This window comes from Stutzerimonas sp., from assembly GCF_982611455.1.
In genome coordinates this window covers 63,391-87,426 of sequence record NZ_CEXBBO010000008.1, presented here as the reverse complement: position 1 = coordinate 87,426, position 24,036 = coordinate 63,391, and the positions used below count along the sequence as shown (strand labels likewise).

General features: G+C 60.9%; 25 protein-coding genes, 1 pseudogene and 1 riboswitch. Of the genes and pseudogenes, 14 read left to right on the top strand and 12 right to left on the bottom strand.

Annotated features, from left to right (window positions below; genetic code table 11):
- Positions 1-106: 106 nt before the first annotated feature.
- A pseudogene (locus AC2LD7_RS07260) lies at positions 107-725 on the bottom strand (LysE family translocator).
- Positions 726-785: 60 nt separating this feature from the next.
- Between AC2LD7_RS07260 and AC2LD7_RS07255 the strand changes: the two are divergent.
- From AC2LD7_RS07255 to AC2LD7_RS07240, 4 genes are all read left to right on the top strand, one after another.
- Complete coding sequence (locus AC2LD7_RS07255; RefSeq protein WP_484597081.1) at positions 786-1,748, top strand: 2-hydroxyacid dehydrogenase; 963 nt, start codon at positions 786-788, stop codon at positions 1,746-1,748.
- A 62-nt stretch (positions 1,749-1,810) separates the two neighbouring features.
- Positions 1,811-2,809, top strand: a complete 999-nt coding sequence (locus AC2LD7_RS07250; RefSeq protein WP_484597080.1) for a methyltransferase — start codon at positions 1,811-1,813, stop codon at positions 2,807-2,809.
- A gap of 39 nt (positions 2,810-2,848) precedes the next feature.
- Positions 2,849-3,054: riboswitch (yybP-ykoY riboswitch) on the top strand.
- Positions 3,055-3,072: 18 nt separating this feature from the next.
- A complete protein-coding gene (locus AC2LD7_RS07245; RefSeq protein WP_484597148.1) occupies positions 3,073-3,660 on the top strand; it encodes a TMEM165/GDT1 family protein in 588 nt (195 codons plus the stop codon).
- Positions 3,661-3,745: 85 nt separating this feature from the next.
- On the top strand, positions 3,746-4,189 hold the full coding sequence (locus AC2LD7_RS07240) for an ester cyclase (protein WP_484597079.1): 444 nt from the start codon (positions 3,746-3,748) through the stop codon (positions 4,187-4,189).
- Positions 4,190-4,211: 22 nt separating this feature from the next.
- Here the strand turns inward: AC2LD7_RS07240 and AC2LD7_RS07235 are convergent, their stop codons facing one another.
- The 4 genes from AC2LD7_RS07235 to AC2LD7_RS07220 all read right to left on the bottom strand — a co-directional run bounded on the left by AC2LD7_RS07235 (position 4,212) and on the right by AC2LD7_RS07220 (position 6,374).
- Positions 4,212-5,021 carry a M48 family metallopeptidase gene (locus AC2LD7_RS07235; protein ID WP_484597078.1) on the bottom strand — a complete coding sequence of 270 codons (810 nt, stop codon included), beginning with the start codon at positions 5,019-5,021 and terminating at the stop codon, positions 4,212-4,214.
- A 209-nt stretch (positions 5,022-5,230) separates the two neighbouring features.
- Positions 5,231-5,851, bottom strand: a complete 621-nt coding sequence (locus AC2LD7_RS07230; RefSeq protein WP_484597077.1) for an SOS response-associated peptidase — start codon at positions 5,849-5,851, stop codon at positions 5,231-5,233.
- An 80-nt stretch (positions 5,852-5,931) separates the two neighbouring features.
- Positions 5,932-6,192, bottom strand: a complete 261-nt coding sequence (locus tag AC2LD7_RS07225) for a putative signal transducing protein (RefSeq protein ID WP_484597147.1) — start codon at positions 6,190-6,192, stop codon at positions 5,932-5,934.
- A complete protein-coding gene (locus AC2LD7_RS07220) occupies positions 6,192-6,374 on the bottom strand; it encodes a CPXCG motif-containing cysteine-rich protein (RefSeq protein WP_484597076.1) in 183 nt (60 codons plus the stop codon). Before AC2LD7_RS07220 ends, AC2LD7_RS07225 begins: the two co-directional genes overlap by 1 nt.
- Positions 6,375-6,469: 95 nt before the next feature.
- Here AC2LD7_RS07220 and AC2LD7_RS07215 point away from each other — a divergent pair, with 95 nt between their 5' ends.
- Positions 6,470-7,633, top strand: a complete 1,164-nt coding sequence (locus AC2LD7_RS07215) for a 1-acyl-sn-glycerol-3-phosphate acyltransferase (RefSeq protein WP_484597075.1) — start codon at positions 6,470-6,472, stop codon at positions 7,631-7,633.
- Between the two features lie 19 nt (positions 7,634-7,652).
- Here AC2LD7_RS07215 and AC2LD7_RS07210 read toward each other — a convergent pair whose 3' ends face one another.
- Entirely contained in the window at positions 7,653-7,931 is a 279-nt protein-coding gene (locus AC2LD7_RS07210) for a hypothetical protein (RefSeq protein WP_484597074.1), read from the bottom strand.
- 432 nt (positions 7,932-8,363) lie between these two features.
- Between AC2LD7_RS07210 and AC2LD7_RS07205 the strand changes: the two genes are divergently transcribed.
- The gene (locus AC2LD7_RS07205) at positions 8,364-9,740 is read left to right on the top strand and encodes a DUF1329 domain-containing protein (RefSeq protein WP_484597073.1); all 1,377 of its coding nucleotides are present in this window, start codon (positions 8,364-8,366) and stop codon (positions 9,738-9,740) included.
- A gap of 234 nt (positions 9,741-9,974) precedes the next feature.
- Here AC2LD7_RS07205 and AC2LD7_RS07200 read toward each other — a convergent pair whose 3' ends face one another.
- From AC2LD7_RS07200 to AC2LD7_RS07185, 4 genes are all read right to left on the bottom strand, one after another.
- Positions 9,975-10,559, bottom strand: a complete 585-nt coding sequence (locus AC2LD7_RS07200; protein ID WP_484597072.1) for a YajG family lipoprotein — start codon at positions 10,557-10,559, stop codon at positions 9,975-9,977.
- A gap of 441 nt (positions 10,560-11,000) precedes the next feature.
- Positions 11,001-12,512: a malate dehydrogenase (quinone) gene (gene mqo / locus AC2LD7_RS07195; RefSeq protein ID WP_484597071.1), complete on the bottom strand. Its 1,512-nt coding sequence runs from the start codon at positions 12,510-12,512 to the stop codon at positions 11,001-11,003.
- Positions 12,513-12,824: 312 nt separating this feature from the next.
- Entirely contained in the window at positions 12,825-13,112 is a 288-nt protein-coding gene (locus tag AC2LD7_RS07190; RefSeq protein WP_484597070.1) for a PA4642 family protein, read from the bottom strand.
- A 353-nt stretch (positions 13,113-13,465) separates the two neighbouring features.
- Positions 13,466-14,377 carry an SDR family oxidoreductase gene (locus tag AC2LD7_RS07185; protein ID WP_484597069.1) on the bottom strand — a complete coding sequence of 304 codons (912 nt, stop codon included), beginning with the start codon at positions 14,375-14,377 and terminating at the stop codon, positions 13,466-13,468.
- A gap of 735 nt (positions 14,378-15,112) precedes the next feature.
- Here AC2LD7_RS07185 and AC2LD7_RS07180 point away from each other — a divergent pair.
- From AC2LD7_RS07180 to AC2LD7_RS07155, 6 genes are all read left to right on the top strand, one after another.
- Entirely contained in the window at positions 15,113-15,700 is a 588-nt protein-coding gene (locus tag AC2LD7_RS07180) for a cytokinin riboside 5'-monophosphate phosphoribohydrolase (RefSeq protein ID WP_484597068.1), read from the top strand.
- 517 nt (positions 15,701-16,217) lie between these two features.
- Positions 16,218-16,703 (top strand): DUF2726 domain-containing protein, encoded by a 486-nt coding sequence (locus tag AC2LD7_RS07175; RefSeq protein ID WP_484597067.1) that lies wholly within the window; start codon positions 16,218-16,220, stop codon positions 16,701-16,703.
- A gap of 126 nt (positions 16,704-16,829) precedes the next feature.
- Positions 16,830-17,336, top strand: a complete 507-nt coding sequence (locus AC2LD7_RS07170) for a thioesterase family protein (protein ID WP_484597066.1) — start codon at positions 16,830-16,832, stop codon at positions 17,334-17,336.
- 36 nt (positions 17,337-17,372) lie between these two features.
- Positions 17,373-18,395 (top strand): DUF5924 family protein, encoded by a 1,023-nt coding sequence (locus AC2LD7_RS07165; RefSeq protein ID WP_484597065.1) that lies wholly within the window; start codon positions 17,373-17,375, stop codon positions 18,393-18,395.
- A 65-nt stretch (positions 18,396-18,460) separates the two neighbouring features.
- Positions 18,461-18,988: an MgtC/SapB family protein gene (locus tag AC2LD7_RS07160; RefSeq protein WP_484597064.1), complete on the top strand. Its 528-nt coding sequence runs from the start codon at positions 18,461-18,463 to the stop codon at positions 18,986-18,988.
- Positions 18,989-19,033: 45 nt separating this feature from the next.
- Positions 19,034-20,356, top strand: a complete 1,323-nt coding sequence (locus tag AC2LD7_RS07155; RefSeq protein WP_484597063.1) for a PQQ-dependent sugar dehydrogenase — start codon at positions 19,034-19,036, stop codon at positions 20,354-20,356.
- Between the two features lie 110 nt (positions 20,357-20,466).
- Here AC2LD7_RS07155 and sfsA read toward each other — a convergent pair whose 3' ends face one another.
- Entirely contained in the window at positions 20,467-21,174 is a 708-nt protein-coding gene (sfsA, locus tag AC2LD7_RS07150) for a DNA/RNA nuclease SfsA (protein ID WP_484597062.1), read from the bottom strand.
- The gene (locus AC2LD7_RS07145; protein WP_484597061.1) at positions 21,174-22,346 is read right to left on the bottom strand and encodes a pyridoxal phosphate-dependent aminotransferase; all 1,173 of its coding nucleotides are present in this window, start codon (positions 22,344-22,346) and stop codon (positions 21,174-21,176) included. The genes sfsA and AC2LD7_RS07145 overlap by 1 nt, the downstream gene beginning before the upstream one ends.
- 192 nt (positions 22,347-22,538) lie before the next feature.
- Here AC2LD7_RS07145 and dksA point away from each other — a divergent pair, with 192 nt between their 5' ends.
- Complete coding sequence (gene dksA / locus AC2LD7_RS07140; protein ID WP_019342101.1) at positions 22,539-22,982, top strand: RNA polymerase-binding protein DksA; 444 nt, start codon at positions 22,539-22,541, stop codon at positions 22,980-22,982.
- Between the two features lie 92 nt (positions 22,983-23,074).
- Positions 23,075-23,977, top strand: coding sequence for a tRNA glutamyl-Q(34) synthetase GluQRS (gluQRS, locus tag AC2LD7_RS07135; RefSeq protein ID WP_484597060.1), 903 nt, complete (start codon positions 23,075-23,077; stop codon positions 23,975-23,977).
- Positions 23,978-24,036 lie beyond the last annotated feature (59 nt).

Below are 24,036 nucleotides of genomic sequence, written 5' to 3'. Positions count from 1 at the left end.
TCTGCATCGCAGCCGTTCAGCTCGCAGACTGGCTGTGCAACAGAACGTTGCAGCCGCCTGCGCAGCTACAGCTGCCGGCTAATCGGTCGTTTTTGCAAACTACCCACTAAGCGATCTCGCTTGCCGCCAAGCGCACACCGAGGCCGATCAGCACCGCGCCGGTCACCCGGTCGAACCAGTGCGAAACCGGCCCGCACGCGCTCGCGGCTGAACAGCCAAGCCACCAGGCAGAACCACAGACCAGTGGCGAACGCCAGATATAACCCATAGCCAGCCTGAACGGCGAGAGGGGTATGGGGGTCAATAACCACGGTGAATAACGACAGAAAAAATAGCGTAGCCTTGGGGTTCAAACCGTTGGTGACGAAACCAATGGTAAAAGCACGCCTGGCGGAACGTGCCTCCCCCGGGCAGGGCGGAGCCAGATCACCGACCGCGACAGGCTTTGCGCGCAGCGCCTGAAAGCCGAGATAGAACAGATAACCGGCCGCTAGCCATTTGAAGAGGTTGAACAGCACGATCGACTGCGAGACGATCAGACCAATCCCGAGCAACGAATAACCCACGTGCAGCAGGATGCCGCTGCCGACACCGATGGCCGTCCAACTGCCGCTTCGCTGACCGCGGGTCACGCTTTCACGCACGACTACTGCGAAATCCGGACCGGGGCTGGCCACGGCAAGCAGGTGCACCAGCGCCACGGTAAGAAATTCCATCCAGTACATCTAATCGACTCCGCTATTCCGGGGCGGGACGTCCGCCCGCTGATCATACGAGTAAAGTCCATGAGCAATCGCCGCGCAGTATTCCTCGACCTCTCCCCGCTCGATCAGGGGGACCTGGATCTGGCTCCGCTGCAGTCAGCCTTCGATGAACTGATTTGTCACGCACAGACCAGCGATACGCAGATCATCGAACGGCTGCAAGGTGCCCAGGTCGCCATCGTCAACAAGATCGCGCTGAACGATGCAGTATTCGCCGCCTGCCCTGATCTGAAGCTGATTCTGGTCGCTGCGACCGGTGTCAACAACATCGATCTGACGGCAGCCAGGCAGCGCGGCATCGCCGTTAGCAATTGCCAGGCCTATGGCACCGCCACCGTTGCCCAGCACACCTTGATGCTGTTGTTGGCGCTTGCCACGCGACTTCCCGATTACCAAGGTGCCGTGGCCCGCGGACGCTGGCAGGAAAGCGGCCAATTTTGCCTGCTCGACTTCCCCATCGTCGAACTGGCCGGCAAGACTCTTGGCGTGCTCGGCCATGGCGAGCTGGGTAGCGCCGTGGCCAGGCTGGCCGAGGCGCTTGGAATGCGCGTGCTGACGGGCAACCTGCCCGGCCGCCCACCGCGCCCGGATCGTCTGGAGCTCAACGAGTTGCTGCCTCAGGTCGACGCCCTGACCCTGCATTGCCCGCTGACCGAGCACACGCGCAACCTCATCGGCGCACGCGAATTGCAGCTGATGAAGCCATCGGCGTTCATCATCAATACCGCCCGCGGCGGCCTGATCGATGAGCAGGCGCTGGCGGACACCCTGCGCCAAGGCCATCTGGGCGGCGCCGCCACCGATGTACTGATCAGCGAGCCGCCAAGCGCTGACAACCCGCTATTGGCCGCAGATGTACCGCGCCTGATCGTAACGCCGCATAGCGCCTGGGGCAGCCGCGAGGCGCGCCAACGCATCGTCGGTCAGCTATGCGAGAACGCCGAGGCGTTTTTTGCCGGCACGCCGAAGCGCCAAGTGGGTTGACGCGTCGCTTCTGCAGCCAGGGATAAGACTGCTAAGCTCGTCCGCTTTTGCCGGAGGCACCAATGGATCCGCGAAGCGAAGTGTTGCTGCGCCAGGCCGAACTCTTCCGCGGCGACGTGCTGCTCGCCGGCTTGCCGGCCGACGACCTGCTCGGCCAACTGCGCGGGGCGACAGGCTGGAGTTGGCACGCCGGTGAGCACAAAACCCTGCAAGCTCGTTTCAGCGGCCGCTGCGCTTTCGGCGTGCAAGTGCCAGCAGCCGCTCTCGATGCCGCCGTTCTGTTTCTACCCAAATCCCGCGAGCTGACCGACTATCTGCTTAACGCACTGGCGGCCAGGCTGCCAGGCCGTTTGCTGTATCTGGTCGGGGAAAAGCGCGCCGGCGTGGAGCGAGCAGCCAAACAACTCGCGCCGTTCGGCGAGGCGCGCAAGCTCGACAGCGCCCGGCATTGCCAGCTCTGGCAGGTCAAGGTGGACAACGCCCCGCCTGCTCCCGATCTGCAACTGCTTGCGCAGCGCTTCAGTCTCGAACTGGCGGACGGCCCATTGCAAATCGTCAGCCTGCCGGGCGTATTCAGTCATGGCCGGCTCGATCGCGGCACCGCGCTGCTATTGGAACACCTCGATGGATTACCGACGGGCCAGTTGCTAGATTTCGGCTGCGGCGCTGGCATTATCGGCGCGTCGCTGAAAAGGCGTTATCCACACAGCGACTTGGTGCTGCTGGATGTGGATGCGTTTGCCGTCGAAAGCAGCCGCATGACTTTGGCAGCCAACGGGCTGGACGCCGACGTCATTGCCGGTGATGGCATCGATGCCGCACCGGGAGACTGCGCCGCGATCATCAGCAATCCGCCGTTCCATCAAGGCGTGCATACCCATTACGAGGCCAGCGAGGCACTCCTGCAGCGCGCTGCCAGCCACCTGCGAAGCGGTGGTGAGCTGCGCCTGGTAGCCAACGCTTTTCTCAGGTATCCGCCCTTGATCGAGGCCCATCTGGGTCACTGCGAAACCCTCGTCAATGCGGACGGCTTTCGCATCTATCGCGCCAAACGCGGCTGACTATCGGCGTTCCGACTTGCGCATCGCGCCATGCTTGGGCAAACTCGCGCCCGTCCTGGGGGAGTAGTCTCCGGTGAGCGCCCTGCTCGCCTGGCATGCGTCAACATACTTGGTCCACAGACCATGGTGCATGCGACCCGCGCGGCCTGCTTCGGCAGCCACGCCCGGTTTGACAAGACCCATGACACGTACACCTGACCCGGGGCGGGCAGGCGATGCGTGTCATGGTGATTTCGTCGACCCGCCCCCGCAAGGAAGTCTGCTTGGAATCGTTCTATATCCCCACATTGGTCGTGGCGCTCGCTGAGATCGGCGACAAAACCCAGCTTCTCGCTCTGCTACTGGCGGCCCGCTATCGGCGTCCGTTGCCCATCATCTGGGGCATCGTCATCGCCACCCTGGCCAACCATGCGGCTGCCGGCGCGGTTGGCAATTGGGTCTCTTCGCTGGTCTCCCCCGCCATCCTCAGCTGGGTTCTGGCTGCTTCCTTTGCCGCGGTGGCGTTGTGGACTCTAGTGCCGGACAAACTCGAAGAGGACGAAGCCTCGCGCGGGCGTCGCTTCGGCCCCTTCGTCGCAACCTTGATCGCATTCTTCCTCGCGGAAATGGGCGACAAGACTCAAGTCGCGACCGTCATGCTGGCCGCGCAATATCCCGACTTCATCCTGGTCATCATCGGCACCACACTGGGCATGCTGCTCGCCAACGTACCGGTGGTACTGGCCGGCAACTTCGCCGCCGATCGCATGCCGCTCACGCTGATCCGCAGAATCGCAGCCATCTGCTTCGCCGCATTGGCCCTATATGCGGCCTACCAGGCGCTGAGCTTGAGCGGTACGCTTCCAGTCTGATACGCAGCGCAAGTTGCCACGCCCACGGGGCTGCTAGAGTGCGTGTTCACCGCGTTCTGGCGGCATTTCAGGGGGAGCAGGCTGCATGTCACCGGAGGAACGAAAACGGCGGGTTCGGCAGCATATCGACCTGAGCTGGAGCAAGGGCCGACTGGCGCTGGCCGAACAGTTGCAGAGTCGCTATTTCAGTTACAAAAGCTCATTCATTACGCAGCCGGTCAACAGTGCTGGCTTCGGCCTGATCGTGCGGGAAATCCGCCAGGCGATGCCGGATCTCGAAGTGGTAGTGGATGAGTGCCTCAGTGAGGGTAACCGCGTCGTCACCTCCAGCACCCTGTTCGGCACGCTGGAGAAAACGGTGTTCGGACATGCCCCGAGCGGCAAGATCCTCACGGTCGCCGCCATGTCGATATGGACGCTCAACCCGGGCGGCGATATCGAAGAAATCAATACGCTGTTCGACCTGGAGAGCGCCCGGCAACAGCTCGGCATGGATAGCCCAATCCCGATTACGCTGCCGCCGACCTGAACCGGACGGTGGCAGCCATGCTTCAGCGATTCTTCTGGTACAGCGGCATCACCTTCGGAATGTTCTCCTGCAAGGCCTGCGTGCGGCTGCTCGACGAAGGGTGCGTGCTGAGGAATTCCGGCGGTGCAGAGCCGCCCGCGGCCGCCATCTTCTGCCACAGACTGACCGCCGCGTTCGGGTTGTAGCCCGCACGCGCCGCCAATTCCAACCCGATCAGATCAGCCTCGTTCTCGTTGCTACGGCTGTTCGGCAGCGTCATCAGATATTCGACGCCCATGTTGGCCAATTGCAGACTGCCATCGCCGACGCCGAATGCCGAACCGATCTGCGTCGCCATCTGTACGCCATAAGCCTTGGACATCGCCTCGCGGCCATGTTCGCGCAAAGCATGGGCGATTTCGTGGCCCATCACCGCAGCGATCTCGTCGTCGGTCAGGTTCAGTTTTTCGATAAGCCCGGTGTAGAAAATGATCTTGCCGCCCGGGCCGCAGTTGGCGTTCAGTTCCGGACTGTCGATGACGTTGACTTCCCAGTTCCACTGCGCCGCATCCGGACGGAACGCCGGCACCTCGGCAATCAGGCGCTGGGCAATGCCGTTGACGCGCTTGGTGATCGCGCTGCTTTTCTCGAGCACACCCTTCTGCGAGGCCTCACTCAGCGTTTGCTGATAAGACTGCGCATACATCTGGTTGACCTGTTCGGTCGACAACATGCTGAACATGTACTGCTTGCGGTCGACGCCAACGGCACCGCCACTGGTGGTATTGACCGCCTGGCAGCCGGCGAGCACGGAGGCTGCAAGGAAAAGAGTAAATGGATGCGGCTTGAGCATGTCGCGTCTCCCGTGGATTCTGCGCCGTATGCTAGAGCGAGCCCGCCCGCCGGGCAACCGGATCAGGCGTCGGGCGGGTTGCTGTCTCGTCCATCAAGATCGATCTGGTTGCGATGACGCCAAGAACCCAGTCAGTTCAGCGCCAGACTGATGCAGCTGGCCGGGCAGCAGCAGCGCTTGATCAACAGTCCGCGGTTTGAGCCAAGCGGCTAATTGACCGGCGTCAGGCATTCCGGCGCATCCAGCTTGGGGTCGTTGACAAAAGTCGCCAACGGCCGCTCGCGTAGCGCTGGCTGCGGCGCCACGAGCAAAGCTTGAAGCGCTTCGAGCGGGGTTTCGGGATTGAGCCAGGCGGCCATACCTGTTTGGTCCAGCATCAGCGGCCTCCGCTGGTTCGCCGCCGGGAGCGTTACCACTGCCGCGCTGAAGTAAGTGTGGCCCTGCACCGGATAGGCTTCCCAGATCGCGGCAAAATACATCAGCGAATCTTCAGTGGTCATCCAATAGGGGCGTTTGCGCGCGGTACCGCGCCATTCATAAAAGCCGTTGGCCGGCAGCACGCCACGGCGGTGGCGGAAGGCATCGCGAAACATTGGCTGCTCGGCCAGCGTTTCCGCCCGCGCCTGGGCCGGGGTCCGGGTGAAGTCGGTCAGCCAGGCCGGTGTCAGGCCCCAGCGCACGCTGCTGACCTGCAGCTCGTCGTCGATCTGTCGTAACAGCAATACCGATGTCCCCGGCGCCAGACTCCAGTGCGGTTGCTGATCAGCGGGAAAACCCGGCAGCGCGGCGAAGGCCGGACTCCAGCGGAACAGGGCATAGCGGCCACACATGAACGGGACTCTTGGGCTGAGAATCGTGGGCGCCGAAATATCGGCTTGGGCTTGGATGGCAGACGACCTTGCGTCGGCGACTAGCAGATGAGCTCGCCCGGATAGCTTTCGGGCTCGTCACCGGGCAGCGGTTCGGCGCCATTGTACTCAGCGATCAGCTGTCGCGCGCGCTCGGCATGTTCATCCGCCACCATCAACCCGAGCAGGCCGGCAACCGGCAGCTCACCCAGTGCACCGATCAGATGCCGACCGGTAAGAAACACCTCGATGCCCTCTGCTGCCAGCATTCCGCAAAGCATCTCGGCCTCGAGCAGATCGCGGGGTTCGTAAATACGTTGCATCATTCATCCTCCCGCAGTACGTCGAGCTGCCAATCGCTGCCATCGGTCCGCAGATCGAAAATGATTGGCCGACAGCAGACCGAGCAATCTTCGATGTAGCGCTGATCGCCGCCACTCAGATCGAGCAGCGCCTCCACCACTTCGCCGCAATAGGGGCATTGGTAATCCTGTGTTTCGAGCATCAGCGTCTCCTGCATGACTTGCCGCTATAATCGCCGTCCAGTTTCGACCTCAAGACAGTTGGGGTCATTCAGTCGTTTCCCTTACAGAGAGCATGATGGACGAATTCGAAGCCATCCGACCCTATGCCGACGCCGAAGTCCCTGCCGTGATGGCACGGCTGTTCGCCGACCGGGAGTTCCTCGACATCTTGGTGCACTTTCGCTTTCCGCGACTGGCCGGCCCGATGGGCTGGATGCTTAAACCACTTATAGCGCAACGACTGCGTCGCGAGTTCGCCAGCATCCATTCAATCGACACGCTTCAAGCGCGGATCGAGATGTACGTCGACCGCACCATCGAGCGCGCCACCGATGGCATCACCTATTCCGGGCTGGAGAAATTGCAACCCGGCTGCGCCTATCTGTTCCTGGCCAACCATCGCGATATCGTGATGGACCCGGCGTTCGTCAATTACGCGGTGTTCCAGGCGAAGATGCGCACACCGCGCATCGCCATCGGTGACAACCTGCTGCAACGGCCCTTCGTCAGTGACCTGATGCGGCTGAACAAGAGTTTCATCGTGCGCCGTTCGGTCACCGGCCGGCGCGAAAAGCTCGCCGCCTACCAACTGCTCTCCGCCTATATCAACCACTCGATCCGCAACGATGGCGAATCGATCTGGATCGCCCAAGCTGAAGGCCGCGCCAAGGACGGTGACGATCGCACCGATTCGGCGATCCTGAAAATGCTGCACATGAGCCGCAAAGACGAGTCGTTCGCCAGCGTACTGACAGGGCTGCGCCCAACGCCTGTGTCGATCAGCTACGAGTACGACCCCTGCGATCAAGCCAAGGCGCGCGAACTCTACATCCGTGCCACGACCGGCACCTACGCCAAGGCGCCCGGCGAAGACGACACCAGTATCGCGCTCGGAATCACCGGCTACAAAGGCCGTGTGCATGTGAGTTTCGGCACACCGATCACCGAGGTTCCGGAGGATGCCAAGCAGCTGGCCGCAAGGATCGACCAGCAGATCCTTTGCGACTACCGCCTGTTTCCAGTGAACTATCTGGCGTACCGGATTTGGGATGGACGCGATTCGGAGTTATCGATCCCTAGCATCGCCGAACTGTTCAAGCCTGAGGAAATCGCCCGTGCCGAGGCCGAATGGAGCAAGCGTCTGGCCTCCTGCCCAAGCGTGCAGCAGCCCTACCTGATCCAGCAATACGCCACGCCGGTGCGCAATCAGCACCGGTTGAAGGCAGGTCTGAGTCTTTAGATGATGCCCGGCTGGCGGCTCATACCAACCGGGTGAGCGAGGACAACAGCCAGGCCAAGCCCAGGCTGCCGAAACCGAAGCAATAGAAGAAGCGGTCAATGCGCTGGGTCGCCAGCGTTCTGACCTGTTCGACCGCCTGCGCACTGGACCCAGCCAGATAGGAGGTGTTGACCGCCAGTTGCTGGCGCCAGCGCGTCGCCAACAGCAGCCAGGCGCCACCGACCGCAATCAACAGCGCCATTGAATTGAGCAACAAGGCCAGACTGGCCAAACCCGATACGTCGAACTGCAGTGACAACCGAACCTCCCCGGCACGCCGAAAAACATAAGCCCAGGGCATCCTGGGTGCGACGGCGAAGTCTACCGAAGCGCAGCCTGCGGTTCAGCCGGCTTCCGACCAAACGAGACGCGACCAAGGGATGGCAATTTGCCGGGTATTTGCGCCATTTATGCAGATAGTCCGTGCCTCGATCGTTGACTTATAGTCCCGCGCAGCTTCACCCTCACTTCGTCTCGAACAACCGAAATAGAGCGTGCGCCTGGCTTGAGCAACCAGACGGGACTGCCACGGAGTCGAGCAAACGGCAACTTGTAATCGCTGCGTCTCTGACGCCATTACCGGGCCTGTACCGGCCCGCTACCTCTCACGTGGAAGTCGCCACCTTCGAGCGCCGCGCTTACGGCTGCACCTCGTAGGGAATCAGCTACTCAGGATCAACAGGACAGAATAATGAACAAGAAGATACTGAAAACGGGGGCACTCACTCTCACTTTGCTGGCGAGCGCCGTGCTGGCAAATGGAGCCATGGCTGCGGTATCCGAATCGGAAGCAGCCAAGCTGGGTAACAGCCTGACGCCTCTCGGCGCCGAGAAAGCCGGCAACGCCGCCGGCACCATTCCCGCGTGGACCGGAGGCCTGCCAACCGACGCGGCCGCCGTCAGCGCAGATGGCTTCGTCAGCGATCCTTACCCGAACGACAAGCCCAAGTTCACCATCACCGCGCAGAACTTCGAGCAGTACAAGGACAACCTGAGCCCTGGCCAGATTGCCATGCTCAAGCGCTATCCCGAGACCTATCGCCTACCGGTCTTTGAAACCCGCCGCAGCGCTGCCGTGCCTCAGCGGATCTATGACACAGTGAAGAAGAACGCGACCCAGACCAAGCTGGTTCGCGGCGGCAACGGTCTGGAGAACTTCGATACGGCGGTAGCCTTCCCGATTCCCCAGGACGGCCTGGAAGTGATCTGGAACCACATCACCCGCTATCGCGGTGGCTCGGCCCGCCGCGTCGTGGCACAGGCCACGCCGCAGGTGAACGGCAGCTACAGCCTGGTCAAATTCGTCGATGAAGTGGTCTACACCGACACCCTGACCGACTACGATCCGGAAAAGCACGGCAACATTCTTTTCTACTTCAAGCAACAGGTCACAGACCCGTCGCGCCTGGCCGGCAACGTCCTGCTGGTGCATGAAACCTTGGACCAGGTGAAAGAGCCGCGCATGGCGTGGATCTACAACGCCGGCCAACGCCGCGTTCGCCGCGCACCTCAAGTCGCCTACGACGGCCCGGGCACGGCAGCCGATGGCCTGCGCACTTCCGACAACCTGGACATGTTCAACGGCGCCCCGGATCGCTATGACTGGAAGCTGGTGGGCAAGAAGGAAATGTACATCCCCTACAACTCCTACCGCCTGGATTCGCCGAAGCTCAAGTACGACGACATCATCAAGCCCGGTCACATCAACCAGGACCTGACCCGCTACGAACTTCACCGCGTGTGGGAAGTCGAGGCGACCCTGAAGACCGGCGAGCGCCACATCTACGCCAAGCGCCACTTCTTCATCGACGAGGATACCTGGCAGGCCGCAGTCATCGATCACTACGACGGCCGCAACATGCTCTGGCGCGTCGCCGAGGCGCATGCCGAGTACATCTACAACGATCAGGTTCCGCTGTACGCCATGGAAACCCTGTATGACCTGGTCTCCGGTCGTTACCTGGTGATGGGCATGAAGAACGAGGAAAAGAACCCCTACACCTATAACTACAAGGCCAACTCCAATCAGTACACCCCGGCGGCCCTGCGCAACTCTGGCGTGCGCTGATCCCTGCGTAGCTGTCATGTGAACGACAAGCGCCCCGACTGGTTCGGGGCGTTTTGTTTTCGATATTTTTTGCCTACCGGCGGCCTGAAAAGTCAGCGGTAGGCACGACAATTATCGTCACGCCTGCAAATCGCTGTCTCTCGCCCCGGTAACCCGCGCTAAAAACGAAGAACCCGCATCGAGATGCGGGTTCTCAGTCCCGGCGCAAGGCCGGAAGATCGTTGCGCTGAAGCGTTACTGAGCCAACACCTGGCTGATGCTCTGATCGCGGAACACACGGGTCAATGCATCGCTCAGCACTTCGCTGACCAGCTTTGTGTTGGTCTGCTCGTTCGGCGCCATGCCGAAGCGCTGATTCAGCGAGGCGCCGTAGCGTCCAGTGTAGCGGCGACCACCGTTCTGCACCTCGATACGGAAGGTCGCGCCGACGTTCGCCTCGGTCACGTACAACCCTTCTTTCGGCGACTGGTATTTCAGCTCGGCCAAGGTCAACGTCAACTGCGGAGCGTTATAGGCGTTGGCCGAGGGCGTGAAGCCAAGCAGACGGACTGCAGCTTCAGCCTGAGCCTGGAGCTTGGGTATGATCTTGTCCTTCGGCACGATTACCGCGCTGGTTTCCGGATACAGACCGCCACGAGTGCCGAGGGTCGGTGATGAGCGGCCATCCACTACCCGCACCGCCACCGGCTGGCCCTGGCCGACCGGGTTGATGGTTTCGTTGAGTTTCGGGGTCGGATCGAGCTGTTGCGGGCTGTGCGCACAGCCGGCAAGAGCCAGTGCAGACACGGCGACAAGACTGAACAACAGGCGTTGCAGCATGCTGTTTTCTCCAGTTAGGGGATGAATGGCGCGCAGTATAACCAGCACCGCAACCGTTCGACAGTGATGCGCTAAAGACCCGTACGGCGCGAGCAATGTTCCCTTCATCGCGCTGTCATGCAGATGCTGCGATAGAAGCATCGACGCCCTTGGACCCCATCAGATTTCTCTTTTGATCACCCTTCTGCCACGCCCCGTGTGACGCCGCCAGGTCTTGATCAATCCAATGGGCCTTGCTCAAAGACGATCACCGTTTCCGCATGCTGCTGACTGCTGCAGAGCAACCTTAAGGTGACCGCTGGCGAGCGGTACGCCTCGGATGGATCGGCAAACACTTGACGCAGGCGGAGCTTCCATATCCTGATGGTTGCTCGACGCATAAAAAAGCCGCACTGCTCATGACGAACAGCGCGGCTTCAGGTAACGCGCGTCGAGCCGAACTTACTCAGCCAGACCCAGACGCTTATCGACCACTGCGACGACTTCGCGGTAGGCCGCAGCGTCGGTTTCCAGAACCTTCTCGCGGGCCGGGAAAATCTCGCCGAGCTTGCTGCTCCACGCCGCGCTCTTCGCCTGCTCGGGGAAGCAGCGTTCGATCAGATCGAGCATGATCGAAACAGTCACCGAAGCACCTGGGGACGCACCCAGCAACGCTGCGATGGAACCGTCCCGAGCCGACACCAGTTCGGTACCGAACTGCAGAATGCCGCCTTTCTTTGGATCTTTCTTGATGATCTGAACGCGCTGGCCCGCCACTTCCAGGCGCCAGTCTTCAGCCTTGGCCTCCGGATAGAAGCCGCGCAGGGTTTCCAGGCGATCGGTCATGGATTGCCGCACTTCCTTGATCAGGTAGCGAGTGAGATCCATGTTGTCGCGCGCCACGGCCAGCATCGGCTTGAGGTTTCCTGGACGGATCGACATTGGCAGGTCGAGCGGCGAACCATGCTTTAGAAACTTCGTGGTAAAGCCCGCGTACGGTCCGAACAGCAGCGACTTTTTGCCATCCACCACACGCGTATCCAGATGCGGTACGGACATCGGCGGCGCCCCGACGGCCGCCAGGCTGTAGACCTTGGCTTGGTGCTGCTTGACGATTTCCGGGTTGTCGCAGCGCAGCCACTGGCCGCTGACCGGGAAGCCGCCGTAACCCTTGCCTTCCTCAATATCCGACATCTGCAGTAGCGGCAATGCCGCGCCTCCTGCGCCGAGGAAGACGAAACCGGCATCAAGTTCACGACTGCTGCCATCACGGGTGTTCTTGATTTCCACGCGCCAGCCTTTGCCATTGCGCGCAAGGCCGGTGACCTTCTGGAAATAAGACATTTTCACGCCCGGCTTGGCCGCCAGGTACACCAGCATCTGCCGGGTTAGCTCACCGAAGTTGACATCGGTACCGTTCATGGCGCGAGTCGCGGCAATCGGCTCGTCGGCAGCGCGGCCCGGCATCATCAGCGGCATCCACTCTTCCATCGTGGCGCGGTCTTCGCTGTAGACCATGTCTTCGAACGCGTGATGAGCCTTCAACGCCTCGAAGCGGCGCTTGAGGAACTCAATGTTCTTGCTGCCGCGAACGAAGCTTAGATGAGGCACGGCATTGAGAAAATCCTTGGGGCTGCCGAAGCCTTCGCGACCGGTCAGGTAGGCCCAGAATTGCTTCGAAACCTCGAACTGGCTATTGATGGTGACGGCTTTCTTGATGTCGATGGGGCCGTTCTTGTTGTCCGGGGTGTAATTCAGTTCACACAGCCCGGCGTGGCCGGTCCCGGCGTTGTTCCAGGGATTCGAGCTTTCGACGGCTCCGGATTCCTGCAATTCGACGATCTCCAGCTTGATGCTAGGATCGAGCTCCTTGAGCAGGACTGCCAGGGTCGCACTCATGATGCCGGCTCCCACCAGCACCATATCCACGGCTTCGCTATCGTGTTGCGTCATTAACGCGTTCTCCAGAATCACAGCATTAAACTGTCACGACCGCAGTACGCGATCGTGTAGAACCACCAGCCAGGCGACTAGAAACGGAGGAGGGTTTCTAGACCGCTGCTCGGGCTTGTGCCCAAAGGCAGGCACCCTAAGGTGTCTGCCCGCTGTCGGAAGAACGGCTTTTGGCCTTCCTCCCTCTCGCTCCGAAGTTCCCGGAGCAGGGCAAAAAGCCTGGGCTCTACGGGACACGTGCAGCGAGAAAAACGAGTATGGCTGCCGATTGCTCAGCCAGGTCCAAATGGTGTCGCTTGCACTGGCAGCAATAAGCCAATGCGGGTGTAGCCGTCAGCCGCGGGCGGCCCGGATCAGCTCGATATAAGGCCCGGCCTGACGCTGATCGGCGATCAGGGCGATAAAGTCCTGCCCCTTGGCATCCTTCGCGTTTAGGTCGTACCCGGCTTCGACAAAGAAACCAAGAAAGCGCTCGAAATCATCGACGCGCAAACCGCGATAGGCCTTGATCAGCTTGTGCAACGCTGGCGGCGTATCGTCCGTAGGCTCAGGCTCGAGAAACAATTTGATCGACTCGTCGGCGATCTCTTCACCGACCACCTTTTTCTTGTCTTTGCGCATGTCCACTCCAATCGACGAGCCTTACGGGGGCGGCAGTTTACTCCGCGACAACTGCGCACTCAACGCACCAGAGGCCGTTGCGACCATGGTCGTACACGATAATGGCCGATTTGCAGGCTATGTCTGCCCGGAACAGCGCTGTGCCGTTCGGCCTGAGCTTGTACTGGCGCTCTGCGCATATGGAGTTTGGGCGCCTCGCCACAGCATGGCCTGTATACCGTGCTGATCCGCCGCCTCGCTGATCGCATTGGCGGCTCGAGGCTCAACATATCCGGACCGACAGCGCGGCCTTCGTGATGATTCTGTTGCCGCTCGGGACGCCCCGCTGCGTTATCTCGCAGCGCCCGCCGAGCTTAGCCGGCGTATTTCTGCAGATTGGCCATCACCTCCTTCAGCGCTTCCATGTTGTCGGCCGGATGCGTAGCGTTTTCGAAGTTGCAGATCTGCGCCCAGTTGGCGGCTACATCTTCGGCATCGAAGCCTGTCTTCGGATCGAAACCGGCACCCAGGCTGCGCTCCCAGCGCACCTTGCCCATCCAGCCGCCGCCCACCTCGAACAGGCCGGACGTTTCCTGACATTGCTCGCTGGCCAGGTACACCACCAGCGGGCTCACCAGCTCGGGCTTGAGCTGCTCGAAGACCTGCGGCGGAATCAGCCCTTCGGTCATACGGGTACCGCCGGTAGGCGCGATGGCGTTGACCAGGATGTTGTTCTTGCGGCCTTCCAGCGCCAGAGTTCGGGTCAGGCCATAGAGGCCAAGCTTGGCCATGCCATAGTTCGATTGGCCGAAGTTGCCGTAAATGCCGGATGTGGACGCGGTGAAAATCACCCGACCATACGCCTGCTCGCGCATGTGCGGCCAGGCGGCGCGGGTGACCTTGTAGGCGCCTTCGACATGCACCCGATAGACCAAATCCCAGTCGGCGTCTTCCATCTTATGGAAGGTCTTGTCGCGCAGGATGCCGGCGTTGTTCACCACAACGTCGATTCGGCCGAAGCTGTCCAGTGCGTGTTGCACGATCTTCTCGCCATCGGTGACCGAGTCGTGGTTGGCGACGGCCGTGCCGCCAGCCGCGCGTATTTCTTCCACCACCCGGTCGGCAGCTGAGCTGTTGGCGCCTTCGCCCTGAGCGCTGCCGCCGAGATCGTTGACCACCACCTTGGCGCCGTGACGGGCGAACAGCAACGCATGGGCGCGGCCGAGACCGCCACCAGCGCCGGTCACGATTATCACTTTGTCTTCGAAGCGGATGGCTTCACTCATTTGGATCCTCCAGCGGATTTGTTAGTTGGATGACATTGCAAAGGTGCAGCGAGTGTCGGCGAGGCTAACCCGGCTCACAATCAAACGGCCGCGACTGAATGCCCCGGCATAACGCTGCGGGATGACGGCGCGCGCCGCCAGATTGCCCCGGCGCGACCGCGCGGTCGGTCATGGCCATTTGAATTGGTTACTTTTCGTTCAACGTCCTAATGCGCAGTCGCAGCAGCCCCTGAAGCCCCGTTTCCCCATGTTATGCACAGACCACTCCACAGCTTTTCTGAATAACTAAATAACCAGCTATCAGGCTGTTCTTTTTCTTTAAGCAGCCATATTTAATTGAGATTTCAACGATTTATAACCCAACAGCCGAACCCTGATCAAAAAACGCACAGCGGCCGCAACCTCAGTGACGGCGCGGCTTAAGACTGGTTCTAAAGAGGTTATCCACAAAGCTTTGCACAATCATTGGGGATAAATTAATTCTGGCTGAACGCTATCGCCTCCATGCTTAAAAGCTAAAAGCCACAGGCGATGCACAGGCATAACCTGTCGCTTGTTCAAATCAGCACAGGAGTGCCGAAATGCCCAGCTTCGATTTGTTCCAGATGTTATTTGCCAATTACGCCCTGGCGGCAGGGGTGCTTGTATGGAACGCCTCGAATACTGACCCGATCTGCTTGGCCGTCGACCGCGCCGGGAGGTAACCTTCCGGCCACTCAACTGACGGAGTAGACGATGTCCCTACGATCGATTTGCGTATTCTGCGGCGCCAGCAAAGGCGTCAATCCAGTCTATCAGGAAGCGGCCATTGCGCTTGGCCAGACCCTGGCGGCGAATAACATCAGGCTGATATACGGCGGCGGAGCAGTTGGGCTGATGGGTGTGGTTGCAGACGCCTCCATGGCCGCTGGTGGCGAAGTGATCGGTATTATTCCGCAGAGCCTGAAGAATTCGGAGATTGGCCATCAAGGACTAACCCGGCTGGAAGTGGTCAACGGCATGCACGCCCGCAAGGCGCGAATGGCCGAACTCTCCGATGCTTTTATCGCATTGCCAGGTGGCCTCGGCACCCTTGAGGAACTGTTTGAAGTCTGGACCTGGGGACAACTTGGTTATCACCGCAAACCGCTCGGCCTGCTCGATATCAATCACTTCTACAGCAAGCTCAGCCACTTCCTCGACCACCTCGTCGACGAAGGCTTCGTACGGGCACAACACCGCGGCATGCTCCAGCGCAGCGAATCACCGCAAGCGCTGCTACAGCTGCTGAACGACTGGCAGCCCAGCGCCGAGACCCGATGGGGCGTGCGCCCTTCAGCTTGAAAAACGACCTATTCAGGCCTGGCAAATACCAATCGGTCGGCTGGATGAAAACTGTACAGCTGACCGCAGCCCAACGTCTACGGCGCTCGCCGGAGGTTCGCCCACGGTTATCCACAGGACTCTCCACAGCAATCTTGGATAACTATGCGGCGCACTGCCAACGTCATAAAAATTCTTTTAAATCAGCAAGTAACGCCTTGCATGAGGTGCATCATTATGCCTACAAGCGAAGCAATGCAGGATTGATCAAAGGTTGATCAGGCAACGAAAACCTTAGTGTCGCAAGGGCTCGAACGGTCAGCCCCAAGGTTATCCACAGAACCTTGCACAGATAAACGGGATAACTACGCCTCGTCTATATTCCTGCTCGAACTCGACGGAACAATTCATAGAAAGCGAACTCCCCTTTCTTCCCCGGTTCAAATATCTACGTCCAGCCCTGGAGCAGCCCCATGCTTGTCCAACCCGGCACTATCACGACCCGAGCTCGGCCACTGTCGAGCGGGCAGATTATGAAATGACGGCCTTTCTCGGATTGGTACTTGTGGCTTTTGTCTGCTTCGCGCTGGTCTTCTATATCAAGCAACGGCAATACAACCATCCAGCCCTGCGCATGCCCTATCAGTTGAAACGGCCGTTCTTTCAACCGGCCGAACGTGAACTGCTGGCATTGCTGCAACAGGCGGCGGGAGACGACCATCTGATCCTGAGCAAGGTACGTGTCGCTGATGTGGTCGAGGTCACGGCGATACCTCGGCGAGCGCCTTGGTACCAAGCGGTCAATCGTATCTCGGCGGCGTGTTTCGATTTTCTTCTATGCGACCGGCAGACGCTGGACCTGCTCTGCGCCATCGAAATGGAGCAGGCAACCGAAGCCAACGCCTTCCTCGATGAACTCTGCCAAACCATCGGCCTGCCGCTGGTACGCCTGACGCCCGAAACGGCGCGTTCCTACGCTGAAGTACGCGCTGCAATAGATCGCGCTGCCACAGCCACGCCATAGCAACGCTGCATAAGTCGGTCCGAGCAGAACCGCCTGTCTTGCCGAGTGCTTAATTGGCAAACACCGATCGACACCAACGTGCAGCTGCGCCTTCCGACTGACAGGCACGACAGATAAGGAATCGACATGGCCGGTTTGCTGCGCAATGCGCTGACCTTGCTTCTGGCGCTGCTGAACCGCGAGCGCAAGGCGCCTAACGAGCGATTGTCCGCGCGCTTTCTGGTGACCCCGCTGGATGTCGGCATCGCCAAGCTCAAGAGCGACCGTTATCTGCGCCTGACCGAAGCGGCGCAGATCGACTTCCTTGTCCGTGCCGGCCTCTTCGGCACCCTAATGCGTCGCCGCTATGGCTTCGTCAACGCCTCGGTACTGATTCGCTTCGCCGCGCCAATCAAGCTCTTTAGTCGAGTGACGATCGAGTCCCAGGTGGTCTATCACGACGACCGCTTCACCTACCTTGAACATGTCTTCATCAGCGGCTCCGTCCGTTGCGCCTGTGTGCTGGTAAAGATGAAATTCAAACACGGCCGCCAGACAATCGACCCTGGCAGTTTGCTAGGCCGCGTGGGCTGCACGACCAAACCAGGCTATCTGCAAGCCTGGGACGACATCCTTGCCCAGCCATGGCCATGAACCCTCTCAACCGGAGACAACCTTCGTGAAATCGACATGCTGCTGAAATCACGGCTTTCCGCCCTTTTCGAGCTGGCCTCGCGCTTGATCCGTCGCTATCCGGGCGCCGTCGCGCTGTTCGGCTTCTGTTCGGGCATCGCCAGCTTCGTGCTGGTGGAGCGCCAAGCCGGCTTGGCCAAGGTCATTGCCGCGGTGATGCTGGTCAGCTGGCTCTGGCTGATGCTGGAGAACAGCCTGCGCCGTAGCCTGGAGCGCTGGTTCGGCTGGAAAGTCCCGCGACCGCTGCTGCGCTATGTCACACAGATGGTGCATCAGGAAAGCCTGTTTTTCATCATTCCGTTCTTCTTCATCACCACCACTTGGAACAGCGGTCAATCCGTGTTCACGGTGATGCTAGGAGTCGCCGCGCTGGTCTCGCTGATCGACCCGCTGTACTACAAATGGCTGGCGCCGCGACGCTGGATTTATCTGGCCTTCCATGCGCTGACGTTGTTCGCCGTACTGCTGACGGCACTACCGATCATCTTCCACTTGTCGACGCCACAAAGTTATCTCTGGGCGCTGGGTATCGCCGTGGCGCTGGCGTTACCGAGCCTCAGCGGGCTGTTCCCGACGTGGAACTGGAAGAGCTTGATCGCGGTTCCGCTGTTGGCGGCAGTCGTCGGCCTGGCGGGCTGGATGGGTCGCACCTGGGTACCGCCAGCGACCCTGTGGCTGACCGACGTGGCGGTGACCATGACTCTGAACGATGCTTCGCGCGAACCTGGCAATCGTCTGCGCCAGTTGACCAGCAGCGAGCTACACGCCAACGGACTCTATGCCTTCACCGCGATCAACGCACCGCGCGGCCTGAAGGAACGCATCTACCATGAATGGATGCACAACGGCCGGCGCGTCGACCGCATTGCGCTGGATATCAGCGGCGGACGAGACGCGGGTTATCGCGCCTGGACCCACAAGCGCAACTTCCCCGATAACGCAGAAGGCAGGTGGCGCGTCCGGGTCATGACCGAAGCCGGACAGATGATTGGCATGCTGCGCTTCGAGGTCGCCGAATGAACCGCCAGGCGCGCCATGACTCGAACGCCAGACAGCCGCAATCGCGGGGCTAGCCGGAGGCGATCATGGAATGGTGGGAAATACTGGGCCGCACCGTCGCGTCAGAATTTTCCGACCTTCCCGATCTCGAACATGCGATTCGCGTGTCGGTGCGGCTGTTGTTAGCCGCTGTACTCGGCGGTGTGCTTGGCTACGAGCGCGAATACAAGGGTAAGGCCGCCGGATTGCGGACGCACATGCTGGTGTCGCTGGGCGCCGCGCTGTTCGTGCTGGTGCCGCTTGAAGGAGGCATGCCGCTCGCGGATCTGTCGCGAGTCATGCAAGGCATCATCACCGGCATCGGCTTCCTCGGTGCAGGCACCATACTCAAGGGCAACTCGATTCAGGACGTCAAAGGCCTGACCACAGCCGCCGGCATTTGGCTCACCGCTGCCATCGGCGTCGCTGCCGGGCTCGGCCACGAAGCCACGGCGGTGCTCACAACCTGCTTCGCACTGGTGATATTTCTGCTCATGCCAAGACTGGAACAACACGCCGCCAAGGCTTCGCAGAACGACGACAAACAAGGCCGCGACCGCGAACAGGGTCCCTGATCCGACCGCGACGCCCTCTATTCAGACACAACGCAGGAGCCGCCCATGCCAAGCCGCTACGCCTATCTGATTACCGCGTCGTACCTCATGCTCGGCCTTGCCGGTTGCAGCGATACCGCCAAAGTCCCGGTGGAGGCGGGTTACGGGCCGGACCCTATACTTCCGGCGCCCGACAAGTCCCTGTTCCCAACCGTCAATATCGCCGAAGCCACCGACTGGCCTGACGGAGCAACGCCGCAAGCAGCGCCCGGCCTGCATGTCGAGGCTTTCGCCCGCGATCTCGACCATCCACGCTGGCTCTACGTGCTGCCCAATGGCGACGTCCTGGTCGCCGAAAGCGATGCGCCGCCCAAGCCCGAAGACGGCAAAGGCATCCGCGGCTGGATCATGAAAAAGGTCATGGCCCGCGCCGGCTCCGGCGGTCAGAGCGCTAACCGCATTACCCTGCTGCGCGATAAGGATGGCGACGGTACGCCCGAAGTGCGCACGGCCTTTCTCGAAGGCCTGAATTCCCCCTTTGGCATGGCACTGGTGGGTGACCAGCTCTACGTCGCCAATACCGACGCGCTGATACGTTTCCCTTATGAAGAAGGCACCACTCGCATCGAGCATGAAGGCGAGAAGGTCGTCGACCTGCCAGGTGGGCCGATCAACCATCACTGGACCAAGAACGTGATCGCCAGCCGGGACGGATCGCGCCTGTATGTCACCAGCGGTTCGAACAGCAACGTCGCCGAAAACGGCATGGAAGCCGAGGAGAACCGCGCTGCAATTCTCGAGGTCGATCCGCAGAAAAAGACGCTGCGACTGTTCGCTTCCGGCTTGCGTAACCCCAACGGGCTGGCCTGGCAACCGGACAGCGGTGAACTCTGGACGGCCGTCAATGAGCGCGACGAGATCGGTAGCGACCTTGTGCCCGATTACATGACGTCGGTGCAGGACGGCGGTTTCTACGGCTGGCCCTATAGCTACTACGGCCAGCATGTGGACGACCGCGTCAAACCGCAGCGACCGGATCTGGTCGCCAAAGCACTGGTCCCCGACTACGCCCTCGGCGCCCACACCGCCTCGTTGGGATTGGCGTTTTATGACGGTTCGCTGCTGCCGGAACGCTATCGCAACGGTGCCTTCATCGGGCAGCACGGCTCATGGAACCGCAAACCCCGCAGCGGCTATAAGGTCGTCTTCGTACCGTTCAGGAATGGCGAACCAGACGGCCCTGCGCAGGACGTTCTTACTGGTTTTCTCAATGACGAGGAGCAAGCCATGGGCCGCCCGGTGGGCGTCGCCGTCGACAACGCTGGCGCACTGGTGATCGCCGATGACGTGGGTGATGTGATCTGGCGCGTGACGCCAAGCGATGGCTGAGCGGCCCGTAAGAACAGCTTGCTAGCGACCCGATGGCCATCCATTCATCCGGGCCACCTGATCGCCAGCAAGCTCGCTCCTACGGTACGGCGCTATGATTCCCTGCGTGATCAAACAATCACAGGTAGCCGTCGCACTAATCGGATTTCCTCTGGCGATAGCTCGACCCCGTAAGCCAGCAGCTCGACGCCAGCCTCCTGCGCGTCCCGCAATGCCTCGGCGTAAAGCGGATCGATTTCGCTGGCCGGTCGCACCGCCTCGACCCCCGACAGGTTTACGCAGTAAAGCTGCACCGCTCGCACGCCATCGCGCGCCAAGACCGCCAGCTCCCGCAGATGTCGGGCACCACGAGTAGTCACCGCATCGGGAAAGGCCGCCACAGCGGTATCGCCAAAGCCGAGCGTCACGCTCTTGACCTCGACGAACGCCGGCCCCTCCGGATAATCCAGGCGAAAATCCACCCGGCTGTTTTCTACACCGTAGGCCACCTCCCGCTTGAGCGCGGTGAACCCCGTTAATTCTTCGATCACGCCCGCCAGCAACGCTTCCTCGACCAGTCGGTTGGCCCTCGCCGTGTTGACGCAAGCCAGACGACCCTGTGGCGTTTCGACCAGCTCCCACGTGCCGGGCAGCTTGCGCTTTGGATCACTGTTGCGCTGGAACCAGACCCGCGCGCCCTCGCCCATGCAGTTGAGCATCGAGCCGGTATTCGGGCAATGGATGCACAAATGCTCGCCGGCATCGGTAACGATATCGGCAAGAAAGCGCTTGTAACGCCGGACCAGCCGGCCCGTTTCCAGCGGCGTATCGAAGCGCATCAGCCTTGCCAGCTCTGTAGACCACGGGCGATGCGCTCGACCGCCTGTTCCAGGCGAGGTAGATCCTGTGTATAGGCGAAACGTACATGATGAGCAGCCTGAAACCGGCCGAAATCGAGGCCCGGCGTGATCGCCACGAACTGGGTTTCCAACATGTATTGACAGAAGGCATAGGCATCGCCGCCAAAGGCACTGATATCTGCGTACAAATAGAATGCGCCCTCGGGTTCCACGGCAATACCAAAACCGAGCTCACGCAAGGCCGGCAGCAGGAAATCGCGACGCCGGGCGAACTCGGCCCGGCGCGCCTCGAGAATATCTAGCGTCGCCGGTTCGAAGCAGGCCAGCGCGGCATGCTGGGCCATGGTCGGCGCGCTGATGTAAAGATTTTGCGCCAGTTTTTCCAGCTCCGGCACCGCTTCTGGCGGGGCCACCAGCCAGCCCAGGCGCCAGCCGGTCATGCCGAAGTATTTGGAAAAGCTGTTGAGCACGAAGGCCGCATCGTCGACTTCCAGCACACTCGCCGCATCGGTGCCGTAGGTAAGGCCATGGTAGATCTCGTCCACGACCAGATGCCCGCCGCGCGCCTTCAGCGCCGCAGACAGACCGGCCAGCTCGTCGCGATCGAGTAACGTTCCGGTGGGGTTGGCCGGCGAAGCAACCAGGGCGCCGACGCTGTCCTTGTCCCAGTAACGCGCGACTAGATCGGGTGTCAGTTGGTAGCGGACATCGGGGCCCACCGGCACCAGCTGGGCGGCACCTTCGATCAGCCGTAGGAAATGACGATTACAGGGATAGCCGGGATCCGCCAATAGCCAATGCTTGCCTGGATCGACCAACAAACTGCTGGCGAGCAGCAGAGCGCCGGATCCACCGGGAGTAATCAGTACACGTTCGGGGTCAATACACAGTTGATAGCGCCGAGCGTAGAACCCGGCAATCGCCTCGCGCAGCTGCGGCAACCCACGGGCGGCCGTGTAGCGTGTGTGACCTGCGGCCAGGGCAGCTTGGCCGGCCGCGACGATCGGCTCGGCGGTGGTGAAGTCCGGCTCGCCGATTTCCAGGTGAATGACATCACGCCCCGATGCCTGCAACTCGTTGGCCCGAGCCAGCAATGCCATGACGTGAAAGGGTTCGATTGCACGGCTACGCGCGCTATAAGACGAGGTCATCTGACCTTCCTGATGAGTACAAAACGTGAATTCTACCGAAGGTCTCTCTGACACCGCAGCCACCGTGATACTCGGGAGTAGCGCACCCCGATACGATCTGGTAAGTTCGCCCGCTTGCAGCCGCAGGGCCGGCACGGGCCGGCAGAGGGATTCACTATCCTGCGCAATGGACATAGCGAGAGGCGTTCATCCATGCCCATTACCAAAACGACACCCAGCAACCAATTGATTCGCGCCTTCGTGCCCTACAAGGAATCCAAGGGCGAGGAATACATGAGCGACAACATGCGCGCTCATTTCACCGGCATCCTCAATAAGTGGAAGCTGGAACTGATGGAAGAAGTCGATCGCACCGTGCATCACATGCAGGACGAAGCGGCCAACTTCCCCGATCCAGCCGACCGCGCCAGCCAGGAAGAAGAATTCAGCCTGGAACTGCGCGCCCGTGATCGTGAGCGCAAGCTGATCAAGAAGATCGACGAGACGTTGCAGCTGATCGAAGACAACGAATACGGCTGGTGCGATTCGTGTGGCGTCGAGATCGGCATTCGCCGCCTGGAAGCCCGCCCCACCGCCACGCTGTGCATTGACTGCAAGACGCTGGCAGAGATCAAGGAAAAGCAGATCGGTTCCTGATCCCGAACGGGGCGCTTCGGCGCCCCGCTTCATTTCAGCTCTCGCGTCCCGCAGCATCCCGCCTCGCTGATTTTCACCCGAGCCGGCCCGCCATGCCCCCATCCGATTCCGATACACCACCTTACGTTGGCCGCTTCGCGCCCACCCCAAGCGGATACCTGCATTTCGGCTCGCTGATCGCGGCGCTCGCCTCTTATCTCGATGCTCGCTCTGTCGGTGGCCGCTGGCTGTTGCGCATGGAAGACCTCGATCCGCCACGCGAAATGCCCGGCGCGCAAGACGCCATTCTGCGGGCGCTGGAAGCCTACGGCTTCGAATGGGATGGACAGATGGTCCGCCAGAGCGAACGGCTGGACGCCTACAATGTCGTGATCGATCGGCTCTGGCAGGATGGCCACGCCTATGCCTGCGATTGCTCGCGCAAACAACTGCAACCCTTCGCTGGACTGTATCCCGGATTTTGCCGTGATGCCGGACGTGACCCTAAGGACGCCGCCATTCGCCTGTGCGTACCGGACCGGGAATACGCCTTCTCCGACCGGGTACAGGGTGAGTTCCGTCAGCATCTGGGCCGCGAGGTCGGCGACTTCGTCATCCGCCGTCGCGACGGGCTCATCGCTTATCAGCTGGCGGTGGTGCTCGACGACGCCTGGCAGGGCGTGACGGACGTCGTCCGCGGCGCCGACCTGCTCGATTCCACGCCACGTCAGCTGTATGTGCAGCAATTACTTGGCCTGCCACACCCGCGCTATCTGCACGTGCCGCTGATCATCCAGCCGGACGGTCACAAACTGGGCAAACGTTATCGCTCCCCGCCGCTGCAACCGCACGAGGCCACTCCGCTGTTACTTCGAGCGCTGCGCGCCCTCGGTCAGCCGACCCCGAGCGAGCTGAGCGACGCGCGACCCACTGAAGTGCTGACCTGGGCGATTCCACGATGGGACGCCGAACGCATCCCACATTGCCGCACCCTGGCCGAGGCGCAGCTGCGCTGACAAGCCCCGAAAGACGACAAGAGCGCTGAAGGCCGAAAGGCTGGACGAAAAAAGCCTCA

Coding starts and splice junctions, on each gene's coding strand:
- AC2LD7_RS07255 (WP_484597081.1), top strand. CDS start 786: ATGAGCAATCGCCGCGCAGTATTCCTCGACCTCTCCCCGCTCGATCAG.
- AC2LD7_RS07250 (WP_484597080.1), top strand. CDS start 1,811: ATGGATCCGCGAAGCGAAGTGTTGCTGCGCCAGGCCGAACTCTTCCGC.
- AC2LD7_RS07240 (WP_484597079.1), top strand. CDS start 3,746: ATGTCACCGGAGGAACGAAAACGGCGGGTTCGGCAGCATATCGACCTG.
- AC2LD7_RS07235 (WP_484597078.1), bottom strand. CDS start 5,021: ATGCTCAAGCCGCATCCATTTACTCTTTTCCTTGCAGCCTCCGTGCTC.
- AC2LD7_RS07230 (WP_484597077.1), bottom strand. CDS start 5,851: ATGTGTGGCCGCTATGCCCTGTTCCGCTGGAGTCCGGCCTTCGCCGCG.
- AC2LD7_RS07225 (WP_484597147.1), bottom strand. CDS start 6,192: ATGCAACGTATTTACGAACCCCGCGATCTGCTCGAGGCCGAGATGCTT.
- AC2LD7_RS07220 (WP_484597076.1), bottom strand. CDS start 6,374: ATGCTCGAAACACAGGATTACCAATGCCCCTATTGCGGCGAAGTGGTG.
- AC2LD7_RS07215 (WP_484597075.1), top strand. CDS start 6,470: ATGGACGAATTCGAAGCCATCCGACCCTATGCCGACGCCGAAGTCCCT.
- AC2LD7_RS07205 (WP_484597073.1), top strand. CDS start 8,364: ATGAACAAGAAGATACTGAAAACGGGGGCACTCACTCTCACTTTGCTG.
- AC2LD7_RS07200 (WP_484597072.1), bottom strand. CDS start 10,559: ATGCTGCAACGCCTGTTGTTCAGTCTTGTCGCCGTGTCTGCACTGGCT.
- AC2LD7_RS07190 (WP_484597070.1), bottom strand. CDS start 13,112: ATGCGCAAAGACAAGAAAAAGGTGGTCGGTGAAGAGATCGCCGACGAG.
- AC2LD7_RS07185 (WP_484597069.1), bottom strand. CDS start 14,377: ATGAGTGAAGCCATCCGCTTCGAAGACAAAGTGATAATCGTGACCGGC.
- AC2LD7_RS07180 (WP_484597068.1), top strand. CDS start 15,113: ATGTCCCTACGATCGATTTGCGTATTCTGCGGCGCCAGCAAAGGCGTC.
- AC2LD7_RS07175 (WP_484597067.1), top strand. CDS start 16,218: ATGACGGCCTTTCTCGGATTGGTACTTGTGGCTTTTGTCTGCTTCGCG.
- AC2LD7_RS07170 (WP_484597066.1), top strand. CDS start 16,830: ATGGCCGGTTTGCTGCGCAATGCGCTGACCTTGCTTCTGGCGCTGCTG.
- AC2LD7_RS07165 (WP_484597065.1), top strand. CDS start 17,373: ATGCTGCTGAAATCACGGCTTTCCGCCCTTTTCGAGCTGGCCTCGCGC.
- AC2LD7_RS07160 (WP_484597064.1), top strand. CDS start 18,461: ATGGAATGGTGGGAAATACTGGGCCGCACCGTCGCGTCAGAATTTTCC.
- AC2LD7_RS07155 (WP_484597063.1), top strand. CDS start 19,034: ATGCCAAGCCGCTACGCCTATCTGATTACCGCGTCGTACCTCATGCTC.
- sfsA (WP_484597062.1), bottom strand. CDS start 21,174: ATGCGCTTCGATACGCCGCTGGAAACGGGCCGGCTGGTCCGGCGTTAC.
- AC2LD7_RS07145 (WP_484597061.1), bottom strand. CDS start 22,346: ATGACCTCGTCTTATAGCGCGCGTAGCCGTGCAATCGAACCCTTTCAC.
- dksA (WP_019342101.1), top strand. CDS start 22,539: ATGCCCATTACCAAAACGACACCCAGCAACCAATTGATTCGCGCCTTC.
- gluQRS (WP_484597060.1), top strand. CDS start 23,075: ATGCCCCCATCCGATTCCGATACACCACCTTACGTTGGCCGCTTCGCG.